This is a genomic window from Sphingosinicella microcystinivorans (genome assembly GCF_027941835.1).
Classification (GTDB): domain Bacteria; phylum Pseudomonadota; class Alphaproteobacteria; order Sphingomonadales; family Sphingomonadaceae; genus Sphingosinicella.
Genome location: NZ_CP116005.1, coordinates 534816 through 553807, shown reverse-complemented (window position 1 = coordinate 553807; position 18992 = coordinate 534816). Strand labels below are relative to the sequence as shown.

The following is an 18992-nucleotide window of genomic DNA, read 5'->3' as shown; positions in this document are numbered from 1 at the left end:
GGCGAAGTCGAGGGACGCGCGACATGTCTACAAATGAAACCCCGGTAATCTCCATACTGGAAGGTGGTGTCTGTCGCCTCACCCTGAATGCGCCCCAAAGCCGCAACAGCCTGTCCTTCGCCATGATCGAGGCACTGCGCGCCGCGCTCCGCGCCGCCGATGCGGACCGGTCGGTTCGCGTCATCGTGATCGCGGCGGCCGGGCATGTGTTCTCCGCCGGGCACGACCTCAAGGAAATGGATGCCGCGCGCGCTGCGGATGACGGCGGCCGCGCCGCGTTCATTCGGCTGTTCGAGGCGTGCAGCCAGCTCATGCAGCAGGTCGTCAATCATCGCTGCCCGGTGATCGCCGAGGTCTCGGGCGTTGCGACCGCGGCCGGGTGCCAGCTCGTCGCGAGCTGCGATCTCGCCGTGGCGGGGGAGTCGGCGCGCTTCGCGACGCCGGGCGTGCGCATCGGCCTGTTCTGCTCGACGCCGATGGTGGCGCTGACGCGCAGCGTCGTGCCCAAGCACGCGATGGAGATGCTGCTGACCGGCGACCTCATCGACGCGGTGCGTGCCGCCGAGATCGGCCTCATCAACCGCGTGGTCCCGGACGAATCGCTCACGGCCGAGACGATGGCGCTTGGCCGCCAGATCGCCGCGCGCTCGCAGCTCACGGTCGGCGTCGGCAAGCGCGCCTTCTACGCGCAGTGCGAGATGCCGCTCGCCGAGGCCTATACCTATGCGGCCACGGTGATGACCGAGAACATGATGGCGGCCGACGCCTGCGAGGGCATCGGCGCCTTCATCGGGAAGCGCGATCCGGTCTGGACCGATTCTCGACGCTCAGTACGCGGGCGTCAGTTTGAGGAGGCGGCCGTTCTCGCCGTCCTCCAGCAGCCAGATCGCGCCGTCCGGGCCTTGCTCCACGGCGCGGATGCGGGCTTCCATCGGCCACTGGTCGGCCTTGGTCGCGGTCTCGCCGTCGAGATCGACACGGATCAGCGCCTCGCCTGAAAGCGCGCCGATGAAGGCGTCGCCCTTCCACTCCGGGAACAGGTCGCCCTTGTAGACGAGCAGGCTGGAGGGCGAGATCGACGGGTTCCAGAACAGCTTCGGCGGCTCGAACCCGTCGCCCGGCGCATGGTCGGGAATGGGCGTTCCGTCATAGTGATCGCCGTTCGAGACTTTCGGATAGCCGTAGTTCACGCCCTTGCGGATGAGGTTCAGCTCGTCGCCGCCCGCCGGACCCATCTCCATCTCCCACAGGCGGCCCTCGTCGTCGAAGTCGATGCCGAGCGGATTGCGGATGCCGTAGGCCCAGACCTGCGCCTTCACGCGGCCCTGATCGTAGAAGGGATTGTCCGACGGGATCATGCCCGTGTCGGAGAGGCGGACGATCTTGCCGAGGTTGGCGTTCAGGTCTTGCGCGGGGTCGAACTTCTGCCGCTCGCCGCTCGACACGTACATCATGCCGTCCGGCCCGAAGGCGATGCGGTGGCCGTAGTGGCCCCGTCCGGCGACCTTGGGCTCCTGCCGCCAGATCACCTGCAGTGCCTCGATGCGGGGCGCGCCGCCGTCCAGCACCAGCTTGCCGCGCGCCACCGCCGCGCCGCGCGTGTCGCCGTCGCCGGCCTCCGCGTAGCTCAGGTAGATGTAGCCGTTGTTCGCGAAGTCGGGATGGAGCGCGACATCGCCGAGACCGCCCTGGCCGCCGTAGTCGACCTTGGGCACGCCCGCGACGTCCCGCGTGTCGCCGCCGAGCCGGACGAGCTTCAGCGCGCCCTTCTTCTCGGTGACGAGGATGCGGCCGTCGGGGAGGAAGGCGAGCGCCCACGGCTCCTCGAACTTGCCCATCTCGGCGGCGGTGAAGGGCTTGCCCGTCTTTGCGGTCGGTGCGGCGGCCTCGGTGTCCCGGTTCGTGTTGCCGTTCGCGCCGCAGGCGGCGAGGCTGACGGCGGAAACGAGGGCGAGCGCGGTGAAGGTGCGGATCATGAGGCAATGTCTCCATCGTGCGGGGATGGGTGAAGGCTAACCTGATGTTCGGCTGCTGACAAATGCCCATGATGACACCTCCGCGCCTGCTCTTGCGGGACGGCGGTTTTGTGCCTATATGGGCGGCATTCTCCACATGGGTAGTCCAAGCGGAGGTCGGTTCCAAGGTTCGGGACCGGCGCCGAAGGGTCGTATCCGCAAGGGAGGCTGGAGCTTGACGGACACGAAGGCGCTCGAGGCACTGTTGGAGCCGATCGCAACCGCGATGGGCTTCGATCTCGTGCGCGTCGCGCTGATGAACGGTCCGGGCGGGCTGACATTGCAGGTGATGGCGGAAGACCCCGCGACGCGGCAGCTCACCATCGACCAGTGCGCATCGCTCAGCCGCCGCGTGTCGGACGTGCTCGACGAGGCCGACCCGATTCCGGACGAGTACAACCTCGAGGTGAGTTCGCCCGGCATCGACCGGCCGCTGACCCGCCTTCGGGATTTCGCCGACTGGGCCGGCTATGTCGCGAAGATCCAGCTCGCCGAACCGGTCGAGGGGCGGAAGCGGTTTCAGGGGCACATTCTCGGCCTCGATGATGCTATGGTGCGCATCGCGGTCGAGGGACTCGGCGAGGCTGCGCTGCCGTTTGCAGGCATCGCCAGCGCCAAGCTGGTGCTGACGGACGAACTCATCAAGGCAACGAAGCCGCTCTCCAGCGAGGGCGCAGACGAGTTAGACGAGGAAGAGGAAGACAACTGATGGCCACCGCGATTTCCGCCAACAAGGCCGAGCTGCTGGCGATTGCCGATGCCGTTGCGCGCGAGAAGTCGATTGATCGCGTGATCGTGATCGAGGCGATGGAAGAGGCCATCCAGCGCGCCGCGCGGGCACGCTACGGCGCCGAGAACGACATCCGCGCCAAGATCGACCCGCAGTCCGGCGAGATGCGTTTGTGGCGCGTGCTCGAAGTGGTCGAGGCGCCCGAGGATTATTTCAAGCAGATCAGCCTCGTCGATGCGCAGAAGCGCGACAAGGGCGCCGCCATCGGCGATTTCGTCGTCGATCCGCTGCCGCCGATCGAGTTCGGCCGCATCGCCGCGCAGGCGGCGAAGCAGGTGATCGTGCAGAAGGTGCGCGATGCCGAGCGCGAGCGCCAGTACGAGGAATTCAAGGACCGCGTGAACGAGGTGACGACCGGCGTCGTGAAGCGCGTCGAGTTCGGGCACGTCGTCGTCGATCTCGGCCGCGCCGAGGGCGTCATCCGCCGCGACCAGCAGATCCCGCGCGAGATCCTGCGCGTCAACGACCGCGTCCGGTGCCTGATCAAGGACGTGCGCCGCGAGAACCGTGGTCCGCAGATATTCCTGTCGCGCGCGGCGGGCGAATACATGAAGAAGCTGTTCGCGCAGGAGGTGCCGGAAATCTACGACGGCATCATCGAGATCAAGGCGGTCGCGCGCGATCCCGGCAGCCGCGCCAAGATCGGCGTCATCAGCCGCGATTCGTCGATCGACCCGGTCGGCGCCTGCGTCGGCATGAAGGGCAGCCGCGTGCAGGCGGTGGTGCAGGAGCTTCAGGGCGAGAAGATCGACATCATCCCGTGGTCGCCCGACATCGCGACCTTCGTGGTGAACGCGCTGCAGCCCGCCGAGGTGGCGAAGGTCGTGATCGACGAGGAAGAGCAGCGCATCGAGGTGGTGGTGCCCGACGACCAGCTTTCGCTCGCCATCGGCCGCCGCGGCCAGAACGTGCGTCTCGCCAGCCAGCTCACCGGCCACCAGATCGACATCATGACCGAGGCCGACGAGAGCGAACGCCGCCAGAAGGAATTCGTCGAGCGCTCCGAGCTGTTCATGAACGAACTGGATGTCGACGAGACGCTGGCGCAGCTGCTCGTCGCCGAGGGCTTCACCGCGCTCGAGGAGGTCGCCTACGTCGAGACCGAGGAGCTCGCGGCCATCGAGGGCTTCGACGAGGACCTCGCGGGCGAGCTTCAGAACCGCGCCACCGAGGCGCTGGAGCGCCGCGAGGCCGCCGCCCGCGAAGAGCGCCGTGCGCTCGGCGTGTCCGACGATCTCGCTGCCATCGACGGGCTCTCCGAGAAGATGCTCGTCACGCTCGGCAAGGCCGGTATCAAGACGCTCGACGATCTCGGCGATCTCGCGACCGACGAACTCGTCTCCAAGCGCGAGGGCGTGCTCAAGGAGTACGGTCTCGGCGAGGACGAAGGCAACCGCATCATCATGGCGGCGCGCGCCCACTGGTTCGAGGGCGAAGACGCATCCGGGGAGGACGCACCCGCGGATGCCGAAGCATGAGCCCGAACGTCGCTGCATAATAAGCGGTGAGCGTGAGGGGCGGGACGCGCTGGTGCGTCTTGCCCTTTCCCCCGACGGCGAGGTCCTGCCGGACATCGGCGCGCGCGCGCCGGGCCGCGGCGCGTGGGTGAAGCCGGACCGCGCGCTCGTCGCGGAGGCCGAAGCCAAGGGCAAGCTGAAGGGTGCGCTGCAACGCGCCTTCAAGGGCGATGTGCGGCGCGTGCCGGAAGGCATGGCGGACCGGATCGAGGCCGGGCTGAAGCGCGCGGCGCTCGACCGGCTGGGGCTGGAGCTTCGCGCAGGCAACCTGCTGCTCGGCAGCGACCGTATCGCTGCGGCGGTGGATAGCGGCGAGGCGGCGCTCGTGCTGCACGCGGCCGACGCGGCCCCGGACGGGGTGCGCAAGCTGGCGCAGCGGTTGCATTCGGCGGGCGGAAAGGCCAAAGCAATCGCCTTGCCGACGGGCCGGGACGAATTGTCCTTGGCGCTCGGGCAGGCCAATGTGGTACACGCCGCGCTTCGCGACCGGCAGGCGGCGCTTCGCGTCGAGTCTGCGGTCGGCCGTTGGCGCGCGTATCTCGGCCTGCATGACGGAATCGGAATTGAGGGCGGCGAACCGCCCGCTGGACTTGAGTTGTAAAGGGTACGAATGAGCGACGATAACAAACCGAAGCTGGGCGCGCGTGCACCGCTTGGAATCAAGCGCACGGTCGACGTCGGCAAGGTCAAGCAGAGCTTCAGCCACGGCCGGACCAAGTCCGTCGTCGTCGAGGTGAAGCGTCGGCGCGTGCTCGGACGGCCCGATGGCGCGCCCGAGGAAACGCCGGTCGTAGAGACCGCGCCGGAAGCCCCGGCGCCCGTCGCCGCGTCGCCGAAGCCCGTCGAGGCGCCGAAGCCGCGTCCCGCCGCCGCGCCCAACGACCTGATGTCGCGTCAGGAGCGTCAGGCGCAGCTGCTGCGCGAGGCCGAAGAGGCACGCCTGAAGACGCTGGAGGACCAGCGCCGCCGCGAGGAGGCCGCGCGTGCCGAGGCGCTCGACGCCGAGCGCCGCCGTGCCGAGGAGAAGCGCCGCGAGGAAGAGGCGCGCGAAGCCGCGCCGCCTGCGCCCGAACCGGCGGCCGCACCTGCGCCGGAAGCCGCGGCTTCGGCCGCGCCCGCCCCGGCGGCGAAGCGCGAGGCCGCGCCCGCCGCCGACGACGACAACGGCCGCGGCGTGCGCCGCGGCGCGCCCGCGCCCGTGCGCAAGGAAGCGCCGAAGCCCGCGCGCGGACGCGGCGACGACCATCGCCGTTCCGGCAAGCTCACCGTCACCCGCGCGCTGGAAGGCGACGAGGACGGCCGCGCCCGCAGCCTCGCCGCGCTCCGCCGCGCGCGCGAGAAGGAACGCCGTGCCCACATCGGCGGCGCCAACCAGGCGAAGCAGGTGCGCGACGTGGTTGTCCCCGAGGCGATCACCGTGCAGGAGCTTGCGAACCGCATGGCCGAGAAGGGCGCCGACCTCGTGAAGGCGCTGTTCAAGATGGGCTCGATGGCGACGATCAACACCACCATCGACCAGGACACGGCCGAGCTGCTCGTCACCGAGTTCGGCCACAACATCAAGCGCGTCAGCGAATCCGACGTCGAACTCGGCCTCGAGGGCGAGGCGGACAACCCCGCCGACCTCCTGCCGCGCCCGCCGGTCGTCACCATCATGGGCCACGTCGACCACGGCAAGACCTCGCTGCTCGACGCGCTGCGCGGCACCGATGTCGCCACCGGCGAGGCCGGCGGCATCACGCAGCACATCGGCGCCTATCAGGTGAAGGTCGCCACCGGCGATCTCGTCACCTTCCTCGACACGCCCGGCCACGAGGCGTTCACCGAGATGCGCGGCCGCGGCGCGAACGTCACCGATCTCGTCGTGCTGGTGGTCGCCGCCGACGATGGCCTGAAGCCGCAGTCGATCGAGGCGATCAACCACACCAAGGCGGCGGGCGTTCCGATGATCGTCGCCATCAACAAGTGCGACAAGCCGGGCGCGAAGCCGCAGAAGGTGCGCGAGGAGCTGCTCCAGCACGAGATCGTCGTCGAGGACATGGGCGGCGACGTGCAGGACGTGGAGGTCTCCGCGCTCAAGAAGACGAACCTCGACAAGCTGCTCGACGCGATCCTGCTGCAAGCCGAGCTTCTGGAGCTGAAGGCGAACCCGAACCGCCCGGCCGAGGGCACGGTGATCGAGGCGAAGCTCGACAAGGGCCGCGGTCCGGTTGCGACCGTGCTCGTCAGCCGCGGCACCGTGCGCGTGGGCGACATCTTCGTCGTCGGCGCCGAGTGGGGCAAGGTGCGTGCGCTCGTCGACGATCGCGGCGCGCAGGTGAAGGAGGCGGGCCCGTCGAAGCCCGTCGAGGTGCTCGGCCTCTCCGGCACGCCGATGGCGGGCGATGCGTTCGCCGTCGTCGAGAACGAGGCGCGCGCCCGCGAGATCGCGGCCTATCGCGCCTCCGTGCTCCAGCGCAAGCGCACCACGCAGGCGCCCGCGAACCTCGAGACGATGTTCTCGGCGCTCAAGGAGAAGCAGGCGCTCGAGTTCCCGCTCATCATCAAGGGCGACGTACAGGGTTCGGTCGAGGCGATCGTCGCGGCGGTGAACAAGATCTCCACCGACGAGATCAGGGCGCGCGTGCTGCATTCGGGCGTCGGCGGCATCACCGAATCGGACGTGACGCTCGCGAGTGCGTCGAACGCGCCGATCATCGGCTTCGGCGTGCGCGCCAACGCCAAGGCGCGCGAGATCGCCGAGCAGCGCGGCGTCGCGCTCAAATACTACGACGTGATCTACGACCTCGTGGACGACGTGAAGGCGGCGATGGCCGGCCAGCTCGGCCCGGAGAAGATCGAGAACGTCGTTGGCCGCGCCGAGATCCGGGAAGTGTTCCAGGCCGGCAAGCACGGCAAGGCCGCCGGTCTCCTCGTTCTGGAAGGCGTCATCCGCAAGGCGCTCAAGGTGCGTGTGCTGCGCGACGACGTCATCATCTACAACGGCGCCGTCGCCTCGCTGCGCCGCTTCAAGGACGACGTCGCCGAAGTGCGCGCCGGTCTCGAATGCGGCGTCACGCTGGAGAACACCACGGACATCAAGCCCGGCGACTATCTCGAGACGTTCGAGGTCGAGGAGCGCGAGCGGACGCTCTAGGGCGTTTCGCGCGGGCGCCTATGCGGCAGACGCAGACCCCCGAGGGCAAATCGGTCCGGCTGCTCAGGATCGGCGAGCAGGTGCGCCACGTGCTCGCGGGTGTGCTCGGCCGCGGCGAGGTGCGCGATCCCGTGCTCGAATCGCATATCGTCTCGGTGAGCGAGGTGCGCGTCTCGCCGGACCTCCGCATCGCCACGGCGTTCGTGAAGGCGCTCGGCGGCGACGATGACGAGGTACTCGCGGCGCTGCGGCGCAACGCGAAGTTCCTGCGCGGCGAGGTCGCGCGGTCGATGACCACGAAATACACGCCCGAGCTCAAGTTCCGGCTCGACGAGAGCTACGAGGAAGCGAGCCGCATCGACGCGCTGCTGCGCGACCCGAAGGTGGCGCGCGACCTCGAGGACTGATGGCGAAGCTGTATTTCTACTTCGCGTCCATGAACGCGGGGAAATCGACGACGCTACTGCAATCGAGCTTCAACTACGCCGAGCGCGGGATGCGGACGCTGCTGTTCACGGCGGCGGTGGATGACCGTGCCGGGCACGGGCGCATCAATTCGCGGATCGGGCTTGAGGCCGAAGCCATCCCCTTTTCGGGCGATACCGACCTCGATGCCATCGTTTCGGCGGAACACGGGCAGGCGCCGATCCACTGCGTGCTTGTCGACGAGGCGCAGTTCCTCAGCCGGAAGCAGGTCGACCAGCTTGCGGCGGTCTGCGACCGGCTCGGCGTTCCCGTGCTCGCCTACGGGCTTCGCACCGATTTCCGGGGCGAGCTGTTCGAGGGGAGCGCGCGGCTGCTCGCGATCGCCGACAAGCTCGTCGAGTTGAAATCCGTGTGCGCGTGCGGTCGCAAGGCGACGATGAACCTGCGCGTCGATGCAGCCGGGAAGCCGGTGCATGAAGGCGCGCAGACCGATATCGGCGGCAACGACCGGTACGTCGCCCTGTGCCGCAAGCATTTTCTGGAGCGTCTGGCCCTGAACGGGGACTGACCTTGCCGCTCAGTCGTCGTTCACCCGGCGGGGAGGATAAGGGCGCGAAGGAGACAGGGCATGAAGACGATGTTCCATGCTGTCGGAGCAGGCGTGATCGCCGCGCTCCTTGCCGCCGTTCCGGCGATGGCGGCCGAGCCGCAGGCGAAGCCCCCGGCAAAACTGGGCGAAGAGGCGCGCATACCGTTCGCCGACACGACCGGCATCCGCAACTTCCGCGCCGAAAGCGACAAGGCCCTTTACATCGAGGGGCAGACCGGGCGCTGGTACTATGCCGAGACGCTGGGCCCGTGCACCGGCCTCAACTTCGCGAACAGGATCGGCTTCATCACCAAGGGCACGGGGACGCTCGACAGGTTCGGGCAGATCCTCGTCGACGGGCGCACCTGCCAGTTGAAAAGCCTCGTGACCGCGGAAGACCCCGGCAAAAAGGTGAAAGCCGAAAAGGCCGAGGACGGCAAAGAAGACTGACAGCCGCGGCGCGCGGCGTTAAAGCCGCCCGCGTGCATGGCTGGATCATCCTCGACAAGCCGCTGGGCCTGACCTCGGCGCAGGGCGTCGCCGCCGTGAAGCGGCTGTGGCGGCAGGCGGGCCTGCCGAGGCCGAAGGTCGGCCACGGCGGCACGCTCGATCCGCTGGCGACGGGCGTGCTGCCGATCGCGCTCGGCGAGGCGACCAAGCTGACGGGGCGGATGCTGAACGGGGACAAAGTATACGAATTTACCGTGCGCTTCGGCATTGCGACTGAGACCGACGATGCCGAGGGCGCGGTGGTGACAACTTCGGACATCCGCCCGTCCCGCGCGGCGATCGAAGCGGTGCTGCCGCGCTTCACCGGCGCCATAGAGCAGCGCCCGCCTGCCTATTCGGCGCTGAAGGTGGACGGCGAGCGGGCCTATGCGCGGGCGCGGGCCGGCGAGACCGTCGTGCTGCCGCCGCGCGCGGTGATCATACACGCCCTGCGGCTTCTGGAGACGGACGGCGAGACGGCGACGTTCTCGGTCTCCTGCTCCAAGGGCACCTACGTCCGCAGCCTCGCGCGCGACATCGCGGAGGCGCTGGGCACGGTGGGGCACGTGGTCATGCTGCGGCGCACGAAGGCGGGGCCGTTCGGCCTCGAAAGCGCGATATCGCTGGACAAACTCGGCGAACTCGCTATGGAGCGGCGGCTTATGGCGGCACTGTTGCCGCTGACCGCAGGGCTGGACGACATCCCGGCTCTGGCGGTCGACCCCGGCGAAGCGGCCCGGCTCAAATCGGGCCAGACGCTCGCCGGACGTCCCGAACCGGACGGACTCGTGGTCGCGATGCTGGACGAAGTGCCCGTCGCGCTCGCCCGCGTTGAAGCGGGGACGGTCCGTGTGGAGCGGGGCTTCAACCTCTAGACGACAAGGAGTCCACGATGTCGATTACAGCCGAGCGCAAGGAAGCGCTGATCAAGGAACATGCCCGCGCCGAAGGCGACACCGGCAGCCCCGAAGTTCAGGTCGCGATCCTTTCGGAGCGCATCGCCAACCTCACCGAGCACTTCAAGAGCCACGCCAAGGACAACCATTCGCGGCGCGGCCTTCTGATGCTGGTGAACAAGCGGCGCACGCTGCTCGATTACCTGAAGCGGAAGGACGAGGGGCGGTATACCGACCTCATCGGGAAGCTCGGGCTTCGCAAGTAAAAGGTTCGTCTCGGGCGCCGCGCACGGCGCCCGTTTCGCATTGAAGGTACGGCGGGCGCGAAAATGCCTGCCGACGTGCGCAAACCGTCCGCCGCGATAGGCGCGGGGACGGATGATGGAGGCCGGGCGGGCATAGGGCCCGTTTTTGACCGGCCGCGAAGGAAACGGAAAACAGATGTTCAATATCCACAAGGTTGAAACGCAGTGGGGCGGCAAGACGCTGACCCTGGAAACGGGCCGCATTGCCCGTCAGGCCGACGGCGCGGTGCTCGCGACGCTCGGCGAAACCGTGGTGCTCTGCGCCGTGACGGCTGCGAAGTCGGTGAAGGAAGGCCAGGATTTCTTCCCGCTGACCGTGCACTACCAGGAAAAATTCTCGGCCGCGGGCCGTATCCCGGGCGGGTTCTTCAAGCGCGAAGGCCGCCCCACCGAGCACGAGACGCTTACCAGCCGCCTCATCGACCGCCCGATCCGCCCGCTGTTCCCGGAAGGCTTCTACAACGAGATCAACGTCATCGCGCAGGTGCTGAGCTACGACGGCGAGAACGAGCCGGACGTGCTGGCGCTCATCGCCGCCTCGGCCGCGCTGACGCTGTCGGGCGTGCCCTTCATGGGCCCGATCGCGGGCGGCCGCGTCGGCTATGTCGACGGCGAGTACGTGCTGAACCCCAGCCGCAACATCGAGGGGTCCAAGCTCGACCTCGTCGCCGCCGGCACGTCGGACGCCGTGCTGATGGTGGAATCGGAAGCGCACGAGCTTTCCGAGGAAGTCATGCTCGGCGCCGTGATGTTCGTTCACGAGAACGGCAAGAAGGTCATCGACGCGATCATCCGCCTCGCCGAGAAGGCCGCCAAGGACCCGTGGGAGCTGAAGCTCGACGACGGTGCCGACGCCAAGAAGGCCGCACTCAAGAAGCTCGTCGGCAAGGACATCGAGGCCGCCTACAAGCTGACCGTGAAGCAGGCGCGCGTCGCCGCGCTCGACGCGGCGCGCGAGAAGGCGAAGGCTTCGTTCGCCGACGCCGAGCCCGCCGAGAAGCTGAAGCTCGGCAAGCTCGTGAAGAAGCTGGAAGCCGACATCGTTCGCGGCGCGATCCTGAAGGACGGCCGCCGCATCGACGGCCGCGGCAAGGAAGACGTGCGCCCGATCATGGCCGAAGTGCAGGTGCTGCCGCGCACGCACGGCTCCGCGCTGTTCACGCGCGGCGAGACGCAGGCGATCGTGACGACGACGCTCGGCACCGCCGACGACGAGCAGATGATCGACGCCATCTACGGCATCAGCCACGAGAACTTCCTGCTGCACTATAACTTCCCGCCGTACTCGGTCGGCGAAGTCGGCCGCTTCGGCGCGCCGGGCCGCCGCGAAGTCGGCCACGGCAAGCTGGCGTGGCGCGCGCTGCGTCCGGTGCTGCCGGCCAAGGAAGAGTTCCCGTACACGATGCGCGTCATCGCCGACATCACCGAGTCGAACGGCTCGTCCTCGATGGCGACGGTGTGCGGCGGCAGCCTCGCCCTGATGGACGCCGGCGTGCCGCTGAAGCGCCCGGTTTCGGGCATCGCCATGGGCCTCATCCTCGAAGGCAAGGACTTCGCGGTGATCTCCGACATCCTCGGCGACGAGGATCATCTCGGCGACATGGACTTCAAGGTGGCGGGCACCGAGCTCGGCATCACCTCGCTGCAGATGGACATCAAGGTCGCCGGCATCACCGAAGAGATCATGCGCGTCGCGCTCAATCAGGCGAAGGCCGGGCGCGCGCACATCCTCGGCGAGATGAACAAGGCGCTCGACGGCACGCGCACCGAGATGTCGGCGCACGCGCCGCGCATCGAGACGATGACGATCCCGAAGGACAAGATCCGCGAAGTGATCGGCACCGGCGGCAAGGTGATCCGCGAGATCGTCGCGGAAACCGGCGCCAAGGTGGACATCGAGGACGACGGCACCATCAAGATCGCCTCGTCTGACCTCGCCAAGATCGAGGCCGCGAGGAACTGGATCATCGGCATCGTCGCCGAGCCGGAAGTGGGCAAGATCTACGCCGGCAAGGTCGTGTCGATGGTCGACTTCGGCGCGTTCGTGAACTTCATGGGCGCCAAGGACGGCCTCGTCCACATCTCCGAGATCAAGGACGAGCGCGTCGCCAAGGTTTCCGACGTGCTGACCGAAGGCCAGGAGGTGAAGGTGAAGGTGCTGGGCGTCGACGACCGCGGCAAGGTCCGCCTGTCGATGCGCCTCGTCAACCAGGAGACGGGCGAGGAGCTGCCGGATACGCGTCCCCCGCGCGAGGAGCGTCCGCGCGGCGAGCGCAACGACCGGGATCGCGGCGGACGCGACCGTGACCGTGGCGGTGATCGTGGACGCGGTGGCCGTGACCGTGACCGTGACCGCGGCCCCCGCCGGGATCGCGGCGAGGGTGGCGGCGACCGCCCCCGCCGCGAGGAGTCGGGCGAGGCCGAAGGCGGCCTTCCGGACTTCATCGCCGGCGACCGCGACTGAGCGTGGCATCCGGGGAGTCGCCAAGGGCGGCTCCCCCCTGCTATATTCCACGGTTCGGTACTTTTTTGCGCCAAAGCGCGCGTTCGTGGTCTATAGCTCGCGAAACGGGGAGGCGCCGGAGGGGCGCTGCGGCTGAGAAACGACACAGTTTACGATGAAGCTTCTGAATTCCATCCGCATGGGCGGGCGCGAGCTGCTTCCGCTCGTCGAGGGCGGCAAGGGCGTATCCGCAACCAACCATGCGTCGTCGGGTGCGTGGGCCGCGGCGGGCGGTCTCGGAACGGTTTCGGCGGTGAATGCCGACAGCTATGACAGTCTCGGCAACATCGTCCCCCAGATTTATCGCGGCCGCACGCGCGGCGACCGCCACGAGGAACTGGTCGCCTACGGCATCGCGGGCGGCGTCGAGCAGGTTCGCCGCGCGCACGAGATCGCGGGCGGCGCGGGCGGCATCAACATCAACGTGCTGTGGGAAATGGGCGGCGCGCAGCGCATCCTCGAAGGCGTTCTCGAAAAGGTCGGCGAACTCGTCGACGGCGTCACCTGCGGCGCGGGAATGCCCTACAAGCTGAGCGAGATCGCTGCGCGGCACCGCACCTATTACTACCCGATCATCTCCTCGGCGCGCGCCTTCCGCGCGCTCTGGAAGCGCGCGTACAGCAAGGCGTCCGAGTGGCTCGGCGCGGTGGTCTATGAAGACCCGTGGCTTGCGGGCGGGCACAACGGCCTTTCCAACGCCGAAGACCCGCTTCGGCCGCAGGACCCCTATCCGCGCGTCAAGGACCTGCGCGACACGATGCGCGAGGTCGGCATTTCCGACGACGTGCCGATCGTGATGGCGGGCGGCGTCTGGTACCTGCGCGAATGGGAACACTGGGTCGACAACCCGGAGCTCGGCACCATCGCCTTCCAGTTCGGATCGCGGCCGCTGCTGACGCAGGAAAGCCCGATCCCGGACGTGTGGAAGCGCAAGCTGACGACGCTGAGCGAGGGCGACATCCTGCTGCAGGCGTTCTCGCCGACCGGCTTCTACTCGTCAGCCGTGAAGACGCCGTTCCTCGAAGAGCTGATCCACCGCTCCGAGCGGCAGATCGGCATTTCCACCGAGCCGCACGACCACCGCACGCACCTGCTCGACGTGGGCGTGCCTGCGAACAAGAAATACTACGTCACGCGCGACGACCTGCTGCACGCGCGCGGCTGGCACGCGCAGGGCTATACCGAGGCGCTGAAGACGCCCGACGACACGCTGGTGTTCGAAACGCCGGAGACGGCGCGCGCCGTGCGCAAGGACCAGGCGGACTGCATGGGCTGCCTGTCGCAGTGCCGGTTCAGCGCGTGGGCCGAGCACCTGGAAAAGAACAGCACCGGGCGGCTCGCCGATCCGCGCTCCTTCTGCATCCAGAAGACGCTTCAGGACATCGCGCACGGCGCGCCGCCCGAGGACAACCTCATGTTCGCCGGCCACAGCGCCCACCACTTCTCGACGGACCCGTTCTATTCGAACGGCTTCATCCCGACCGTGAAGCAACTCGTCGAACGCATCCAGACCGGCGACTGAGCCTTACCGATCGCGGCGGCAGCGATCGTATTCGCGCGAATCGCGCGGATAGCGGTCGCGGCAGTATTTCTTGCTGCCGCGCTTGGCGTCGCCGTCCGTCACCGCGCCGTAGATCGCGCCGGCCGCGCCGCCCGCGATCGCGCCTTCCGTGGTGCTCACACCCGGCACCACCGAACCCGCCGCGGCGCCGACGCCGGCGCCGATGAGGCCGCTGTCCACCGTGCGGCTGCCGGTGCAGGCGCCGAGCACGAGCAGCGCGCCGGACGCCAGCACAATCATGGATTTGCGCATGTCTTCTCTCCTGTAAATGCACAGACTTGCACATCTGAACGTCCGGGCGACGCGACGTGTTCCGAAAGTTTCGCGGATGCGGGATTGACCGAAGCTGACCGGAGCGGCGTCGCCCGCGCTTTACCGCGCCGGAGAGGCGGTTCGTCCTAAAGCCAGCCTTCGAGCACCTGATCGGGCGGGCGGTGCCCGTCCGCCCACGCGCGGATGTTGGTGACGACCTTGTCGCCCATCGCCTGCCGCCCCTCGAAGGTCGCCGAGCCCATGTGCGGCAGCAGCGTCACATTGCCCAGCGGCAGCAGGCGCGGGTTGATGCGCGGCTCGTCCTCGAACACGTCGAGGCCGGCGCCCGCGATGATGCCCTTCTCGAGCGCGCCCGCCAGCGCATCCTCGTCGATGATCTCGCCGCGCGCGGTGTTGACGAGGTAGCCGTCCGGGCCGAGCAGCGCGATGCGCCGGGCGTCGAACAGGTGGCGCGTGTCGTCGGTGAGCGGGCAGTTGATGGAAACGATGTCCACCGCCTCGATCATGGCGTCGAGATCGTCCCAGTAGGTCGCCCCCAGCATCCCCTCCACCGTGTCGGCGAGCGGGCGGCGGTTGTGGTAGTGGATGCGCAGGCCGAAGGCGCGCGCGCGCGTCGCGATGGCCTGGCCGATGCGGCCCATGCCGATGATGCCGAGCTTCTTGCCGGTGATGCGGTGGCCGTGCACGTCGCAGGGCTTCCAGCCGTCCCACTTGCCCGAATAGAGCTGGCGGCTGCCTTCGGTGAGGCGGCGCGGCACCGACAGGATCAGCGACATGGCGAGGTCGGCGGTGTCGTCGGTGAGGACGCCGGGGGTGTTCGTGACCATGATGCCCTTCGCGCGCGCCGCGACGAGATCAATGTGGTTCACGCCGGTGCCGAAGTTGGCGATCAGCTTCAGCCGCGGCGGCGCGGCGGCGATGAGGTCCGCGTCGATGGCGTCGGTGACGGTGGGGACGAAGACGTCGCAGTCGGCCATCGCGGCGGCGAGGGCATCCGGCGTCATCGCCATGTCATCGGCATTGAGAACGGTATCGAACAGCTCGGTCATGCGCGCTTCGACCGGTTGCGGCAGGCGGCGCGTGACGACGACGCGCGGGCGGCGGGGGCGTTCTTCCATGTCCCGTGGCTAGGATCGCCCCGCAGCGACGTCAAGGCCGCGAGATCGAGGGAGGCGCTTGCATGGCGGGGTGGTTTCGATTCAATAGCGGTATGAAACGCACCATCGCCTTGCTGCTCGCCGCCGCGTTCGCGGGAGCGCCCGCGGCGGCGCAGGACACGGACGCCACCAAGGGGCTTTCCGGCCTGCCGACGCCGCGCTGGGTCTCGATCGCCTCGGGCGAGGCCAACATGCGCGCGGGGCCGGGCGAGGCCTATCCGGTGACGTGGACCTACAGGCGCAAGGGGCTCCCCGTGGAGGTGATCCGCGAATGGGGCATCTGGCGGCAGGTCCGCGACCCGGACGGCGAGACCGGCTGGATGAACAAGAACCTGCTTTCCGGCAAGCGCACGGCGATGGTGCGCGGCAAGGTCGCGAACCTCTATGCCCGCGCCGAGTTTTCGAGCCCGCCCGTGTGGCGCGCGGAGCCGGGCGTGGTCGCGGACATCCAGGTCTGCGACGAAGGCTGGTGCCGCCTCTCGCTCGGCGGCCGCAACGGCTATGTGCTCGCGGTCGACCTGTGGGGCGTCTACAAGGGCGAGACCATAAACTAGACGAACAGCAGCTCGTCGTTCCGCGCATCGGCGAGGAAGGCGACGAGGCCGCCGGTCTCGACGCCCGCGATGAGGCCCGGCGCGCTCAGCCCGCAGAGGTGGATGCCCGATTCGCACGCCATCATCGGCAGGCCGACCCCGACCGCCTGATCGAGAAGGTCGGAGAGCAGCGGCAGGCCGCCCGCCTTGCAGGCCTTGTCGCCCGCCCAGTGGCGTCCGGTCTGGAGCGCGCAGACCGCCTCGCCCTGGAAGAACAGCCGCACCGGCCGCCCGAGCGCGGACGCGGCGAGCGCGAGGCTGAGGCCGCCGTGCAGGCGCGTGTGGTTCGCCTCGGCAAACACGAGCGCAAGACCTTGCTGTTTCACACGTTTCCGCACGACGGGCATCGGGGATCCTTCGGCAGCCGCACGGTACGGACCCGGGCGCCGAGCGCATCATACAGCAAAACACGCCCCGCAAGCGAATCGCCGAAGGGCGCGATCTCGCGGATCACCTCCAGCGCCTGCATCGCGCCGAGCACGCCGGTGAGCGCGCCGAGCACGCCCGCCTCGGCGCAGGTCGCGCCCTCGCGGTCCGCGGCCTCGCCGACGAAGCAGCGCCAGCAGGGTTTGTCCGCCTCCCAGCCGCGATAGGTGGCGATCTGCCCCTCGAACGGCCCGACCGCGGCCGCGACGAGGGGGATGCGCAGCGCGAGCGCGGCATCGGCGACGGCGCGGCGGGTCTCGAAGCTGTCGGAGCCGTCCGCGATGACGTCGTGGCCTGCCAGAAGCGCAGCCGCGTTCCCGGCATCGAGCCGCACGCGATGCTGCGCCACGGTCACGTCCGGGTTCAGGCGGGCGACCGCATCCGCCGCGCTTTCCGTCTTGGCGCGGCCGACGTCATCGGTGCCGTGCAGCACCTGCCGCTGGAGGTTGGAGAGGTCCACGGCATCGTCGTCGATGACCGTGAGATGCCCGACGCCTGCCGCCGCGAGATACTGGATGCAGGGGCTGCCGAGCCCGCCCGCGCCGACCACGGCGACGCGCGCGGCGAGTAGCTTCGCCTGACCGGCCCCGCCGACCTCCTTCAGGATGATGTGGCGGGCATAGCGTTCGAGTTGCGTGTCGGTGAGCGTCACCGTCCCGTGGAGCCGAAGCCCCCGGCGCCGCGCGCCGTCTCGTCGAGATCGTCGACCTCCGCGAAGCGCGCCTGCTGCACCGGCGCGGCGACGAGCTGCGCGATGCGCTCGCCGCGCTTCACGGCGAAGGGCTCCGCGCCGAGGTTCGCGAGGATGACCTTCACCTCGCCGCGATAGTCCGCGTCGATCGTGCCGGGCGTGTTGAGGCAGGTGATGCCGTTCTTGAGCGCAAGGCCGGAGCGCGGGCGCACCTGCACCTCGTAGCCCTCGGGGATCGCGAAGGCGAAGCCGGTGGCGACGGCGTGCCGCCCGCCCGGCGGGATGATGACATCCTCGGCGGCGACCACGTCCATGCCCGCCGCGCCGCGCGTCGCGAGCGCGGGCACCGGCAGGCCCTTGCCGTGGGGAAGGCGCTTCAGGCGGATTTCAATCGGTGAGCTCATCTGCGATCCTTTGTGCGAGGCGCCGGGCGACGGCGTCCTTTTCCATGTCCGGCCAGTCCTCGACGCCGCGCGCGCTGACGATGTGGATGCGGTTCCTCGCGCCGCCCATCACGTCGCCGGAAACGTCGTTGGCGACGATCCAGTCGCAGCCCTTGCGCGCGAGCTTGGCCCGCGCGTGCTCGACGACCTTCTCGGTCTCGGCGGCGAAGCCGATGACGAGGGCGGGGCGTTTCGGGGACTTCGAGAGCCCGGCGAGGATGTCCGGGTTCTCGACGAGCGGCAACGCTTCGAGGCCGCCCTTGTCCTTCTTGATCTTCTGGTTCGTAGCCTCGGCGCGCCAGTCCGCGACGGCGGCGACCATCACGGCGGCGTCGGTGGGGAGCGCGGCCTCGACGGCGGCGGCCATCTCGCGCGCGGTTTCGACATCCACGCGGCGCACGCCCGGCGGCGTCGCGAGCGCCACCGGCCCGGCGACGAGCGTCACGTCCGCGCCGAGCGCGGCGAGCGCGCCCGCGATGGCGAAACCCTGTCTGCCGGACGAGCGGTTGGCGATGTAGCGCACGGGGTCGATCGGCTCGTGCGTCGGCCCGGCGGTGACGAGCACGCGCTTGCCCGCAAGCGGCGGCGGCGTGAGGCCGTAGCGTGCGCTCGCGCCCTGCGCTTCATCGAGCGGCGCGGCGAGCATGGCGCGGATTGACACGAGGATCGCCTCGGGCTCGGGCAGGCGGCCGGGGCCGTATTCGCCGCAGGCCATGTCGCCTTCGTCCGGCTCCATGATCGTCACGCCGTCGGCGCGAAGCTGCACGATATTGCGCTGCGTCGCCGGGTGCAGCCACATGCGGACGTTCATCGCGGGCGCGGCGAGCACCGGCTTGTCGGTGGCGAGCAGCAGCGTCGTGGCGAGGTCGTCGGCGATGCCGCCCGCCATCTTGGCGAGGATGTTGGCGGTCGCGGGCGCGACCACGACGAGGTCGGCCTGCCGCGAAAGCTGGATATGGCCGATCTCGCGCTCGTCCTTCAGGTCGAAGAGATCGGTGTAGACATTGTCCTCGGTGAGCGTGCCGAGGCTGAGCGGCGTCACGAACTGCTGCGCCGCGTCGGTGAGCACCGCGCGCACGGCGATGCCGTCCTTCCTCAGCAGCCGGACGAGCTCCAGCGCCTTGTAGGCGGCGATGCCGCCCGAGATGATGAGAAGGATGCGCTTGCCCACGAACACGAGAC

19 protein-coding genes and 1 pseudogene are annotated in these 18992 nt (G+C 68.9%); 13 read left to right on the top strand and 7 right to left on the bottom strand.

What is annotated here, in order from left to right:
• Positions 1 to 23: 23 nt before the first annotated feature.
• A pseudogene (locus tag PE061_RS02580) lies at positions 24 to 806 on the top strand (enoyl-CoA hydratase); the annotation flags it as partial.
• Between the two features lie 21 nt (positions 807 to 827).
• On the opposite strand, the gene PE061_RS02575 reads toward PE061_RS02580, so the two are convergent.
• Positions 828 to 1976 (bottom strand): PQQ-dependent sugar dehydrogenase, encoded by a 1149-nt coding sequence (locus PE061_RS02575; protein WP_271257661.1) that lies wholly within the window; start codon positions 1974 to 1976, stop codon positions 828 to 830.
• Between the two features lie 214 nt (positions 1977 to 2190).
• Here PE061_RS02575 and rimP point away from each other — a divergent pair, with 214 nt between their 5' ends.
• The 11 genes from rimP to PE061_RS02520 all read left to right on the top strand — a co-directional run bounded on the left by rimP (position 2191) and on the right by PE061_RS02520 (position 14188).
• Positions 2191 to 2724, top strand: a complete 534-nt coding sequence (gene rimP / locus PE061_RS02570; RefSeq protein WP_271257660.1) for a ribosome maturation protein RimP — start codon at positions 2191 to 2193, stop codon at positions 2722 to 2724.
• Complete coding sequence (gene nusA / locus PE061_RS02565) at positions 2724 to 4283, top strand: transcription termination factor NusA (protein ID WP_271257659.1); 1560 nt, start codon at positions 2724 to 2726, stop codon at positions 4281 to 4283. The genes rimP and nusA overlap by 1 nt, the downstream gene beginning before the upstream one ends.
• A complete protein-coding gene (locus PE061_RS02560; RefSeq protein ID WP_271257658.1) occupies positions 4270 to 4923 on the top strand; it encodes a DUF448 domain-containing protein in 654 nt (217 codons plus the stop codon). Before nusA ends, PE061_RS02560 begins: the two co-directional genes overlap by 14 nt.
• 9 nt (positions 4924 to 4932) lie before the next feature.
• Positions 4933 to 7458 carry a translation initiation factor IF-2 gene (gene infB, locus PE061_RS02555; RefSeq protein ID WP_271257657.1) on the top strand — a complete coding sequence of 842 codons (2526 nt, stop codon included), beginning with the start codon at positions 4933 to 4935 and terminating at the stop codon, positions 7456 to 7458.
• Between the two features lie 20 nt (positions 7459 to 7478).
• Positions 7479 to 7865 carry a 30S ribosome-binding factor RbfA gene (gene rbfA, locus PE061_RS02550; RefSeq protein WP_271257656.1) on the top strand — a complete coding sequence of 129 codons (387 nt, stop codon included), beginning with the start codon at positions 7479 to 7481 and terminating at the stop codon, positions 7863 to 7865.
• The gene (locus PE061_RS02545; protein WP_271257655.1) at positions 7865 to 8452 is read left to right on the top strand and encodes a thymidine kinase; all 588 of its coding nucleotides are present in this window, start codon (positions 7865 to 7867) and stop codon (positions 8450 to 8452) included. Before rbfA ends, PE061_RS02545 begins: the two co-directional genes overlap by 1 nt.
• Before the next feature lie 60 nt (positions 8453 to 8512).
• Entirely contained in the window at positions 8513 to 8923 is a 411-nt protein-coding gene (locus tag PE061_RS02540) for a DUF6491 family protein (RefSeq protein WP_271257654.1), read from the top strand.
• A 32-nt stretch (positions 8924 to 8955) separates the two neighbouring features.
• Entirely contained in the window at positions 8956 to 9837 is an 882-nt protein-coding gene (gene truB / locus PE061_RS02535) for a tRNA pseudouridine(55) synthase TruB (protein WP_271257653.1), read from the top strand.
• Positions 9838 to 9854: 17 nt separating this feature from the next.
• Positions 9855 to 10124, top strand: a complete 270-nt coding sequence (rpsO, locus tag PE061_RS02530; RefSeq protein ID WP_271257652.1) for a 30S ribosomal protein S15 — start codon at positions 9855 to 9857, stop codon at positions 10122 to 10124.
• Positions 10125 to 10299: 175 nt separating this feature from the next.
• Complete coding sequence (gene pnp, locus PE061_RS02525; protein ID WP_271257651.1) at positions 10300 to 12627, top strand: polyribonucleotide nucleotidyltransferase; 2328 nt, start codon at positions 10300 to 10302, stop codon at positions 12625 to 12627.
• 154 nt (positions 12628 to 12781) lie between these two features.
• Positions 12782 to 14188: an NAD(P)H-dependent flavin oxidoreductase gene (locus PE061_RS02520; protein ID WP_271257650.1), complete on the top strand. Its 1407-nt coding sequence runs from the start codon at positions 12782 to 12784 to the stop codon at positions 14186 to 14188.
• A 3-nt stretch (positions 14189 to 14191) separates the two neighbouring features.
• On the opposite strand, the gene PE061_RS02515 is transcribed toward PE061_RS02520, so the two are convergent.
• Positions 14192 to 14479 carry a hypothetical protein gene (locus PE061_RS02515; protein ID WP_271257649.1) on the bottom strand — a complete coding sequence of 96 codons (288 nt, stop codon included), beginning with the start codon at positions 14477 to 14479 and terminating at the stop codon, positions 14192 to 14194.
• Between the two features lie 146 nt (positions 14480 to 14625).
• Entirely contained in the window at positions 14626 to 15618 is a 993-nt protein-coding gene (locus tag PE061_RS02510) for a 2-hydroxyacid dehydrogenase (protein ID WP_271257648.1), read from the bottom strand.
• 92 nt (positions 15619 to 15710) lie between these two features.
• Here PE061_RS02510 and PE061_RS02505 point away from each other — a divergent pair, with 92 nt between their 5' ends.
• The gene (locus tag PE061_RS02505) at positions 15711 to 16211 is read left to right on the top strand and encodes an SH3 domain-containing protein (protein ID WP_271257647.1); all 501 of its coding nucleotides are present in this window, start codon (positions 15711 to 15713) and stop codon (positions 16209 to 16211) included.
• On the opposite strand, the gene PE061_RS02500 is transcribed toward PE061_RS02505, so the two are convergent.
• From PE061_RS02500 to coaBC, 4 genes are read right to left on the bottom strand one after another with little or no spacing between them, the layout of a single operon-like run.
• Positions 16208 to 16576, bottom strand: coding sequence for a DsrE family protein (locus PE061_RS02500; RefSeq protein WP_271257646.1), 369 nt, complete (start codon positions 16574 to 16576; stop codon positions 16208 to 16210). The genes PE061_RS02505 and PE061_RS02500 overlap by 4 nt on opposite strands.
• Positions 16573 to 17328 (bottom strand): HesA/MoeB/ThiF family protein, encoded by a 756-nt coding sequence (locus tag PE061_RS02495; RefSeq protein ID WP_271257645.1) that lies wholly within the window; start codon positions 17326 to 17328, stop codon positions 16573 to 16575. The genes PE061_RS02500 and PE061_RS02495 overlap by 4 nt, the downstream gene beginning before the upstream one ends.
• Positions 17325 to 17771, bottom strand: coding sequence for a dUTP diphosphatase (gene dut, locus PE061_RS02490; RefSeq protein ID WP_271257644.1), 447 nt, complete (start codon positions 17769 to 17771; stop codon positions 17325 to 17327). The genes PE061_RS02495 and dut overlap by 4 nt, the downstream gene beginning before the upstream one ends.
• Positions 17755 to 18981 carry a bifunctional phosphopantothenoylcysteine decarboxylase/phosphopantothenate--cysteine ligase CoaBC gene (gene coaBC / locus PE061_RS02485; RefSeq protein WP_271257643.1) on the bottom strand — a complete coding sequence of 409 codons (1227 nt, stop codon included), beginning with the start codon at positions 18979 to 18981 and terminating at the stop codon, positions 17755 to 17757. The genes dut and coaBC overlap by 17 nt, the downstream gene beginning before the upstream one ends.
• Positions 18982 to 18992: the final 11 nt, after the last annotated feature.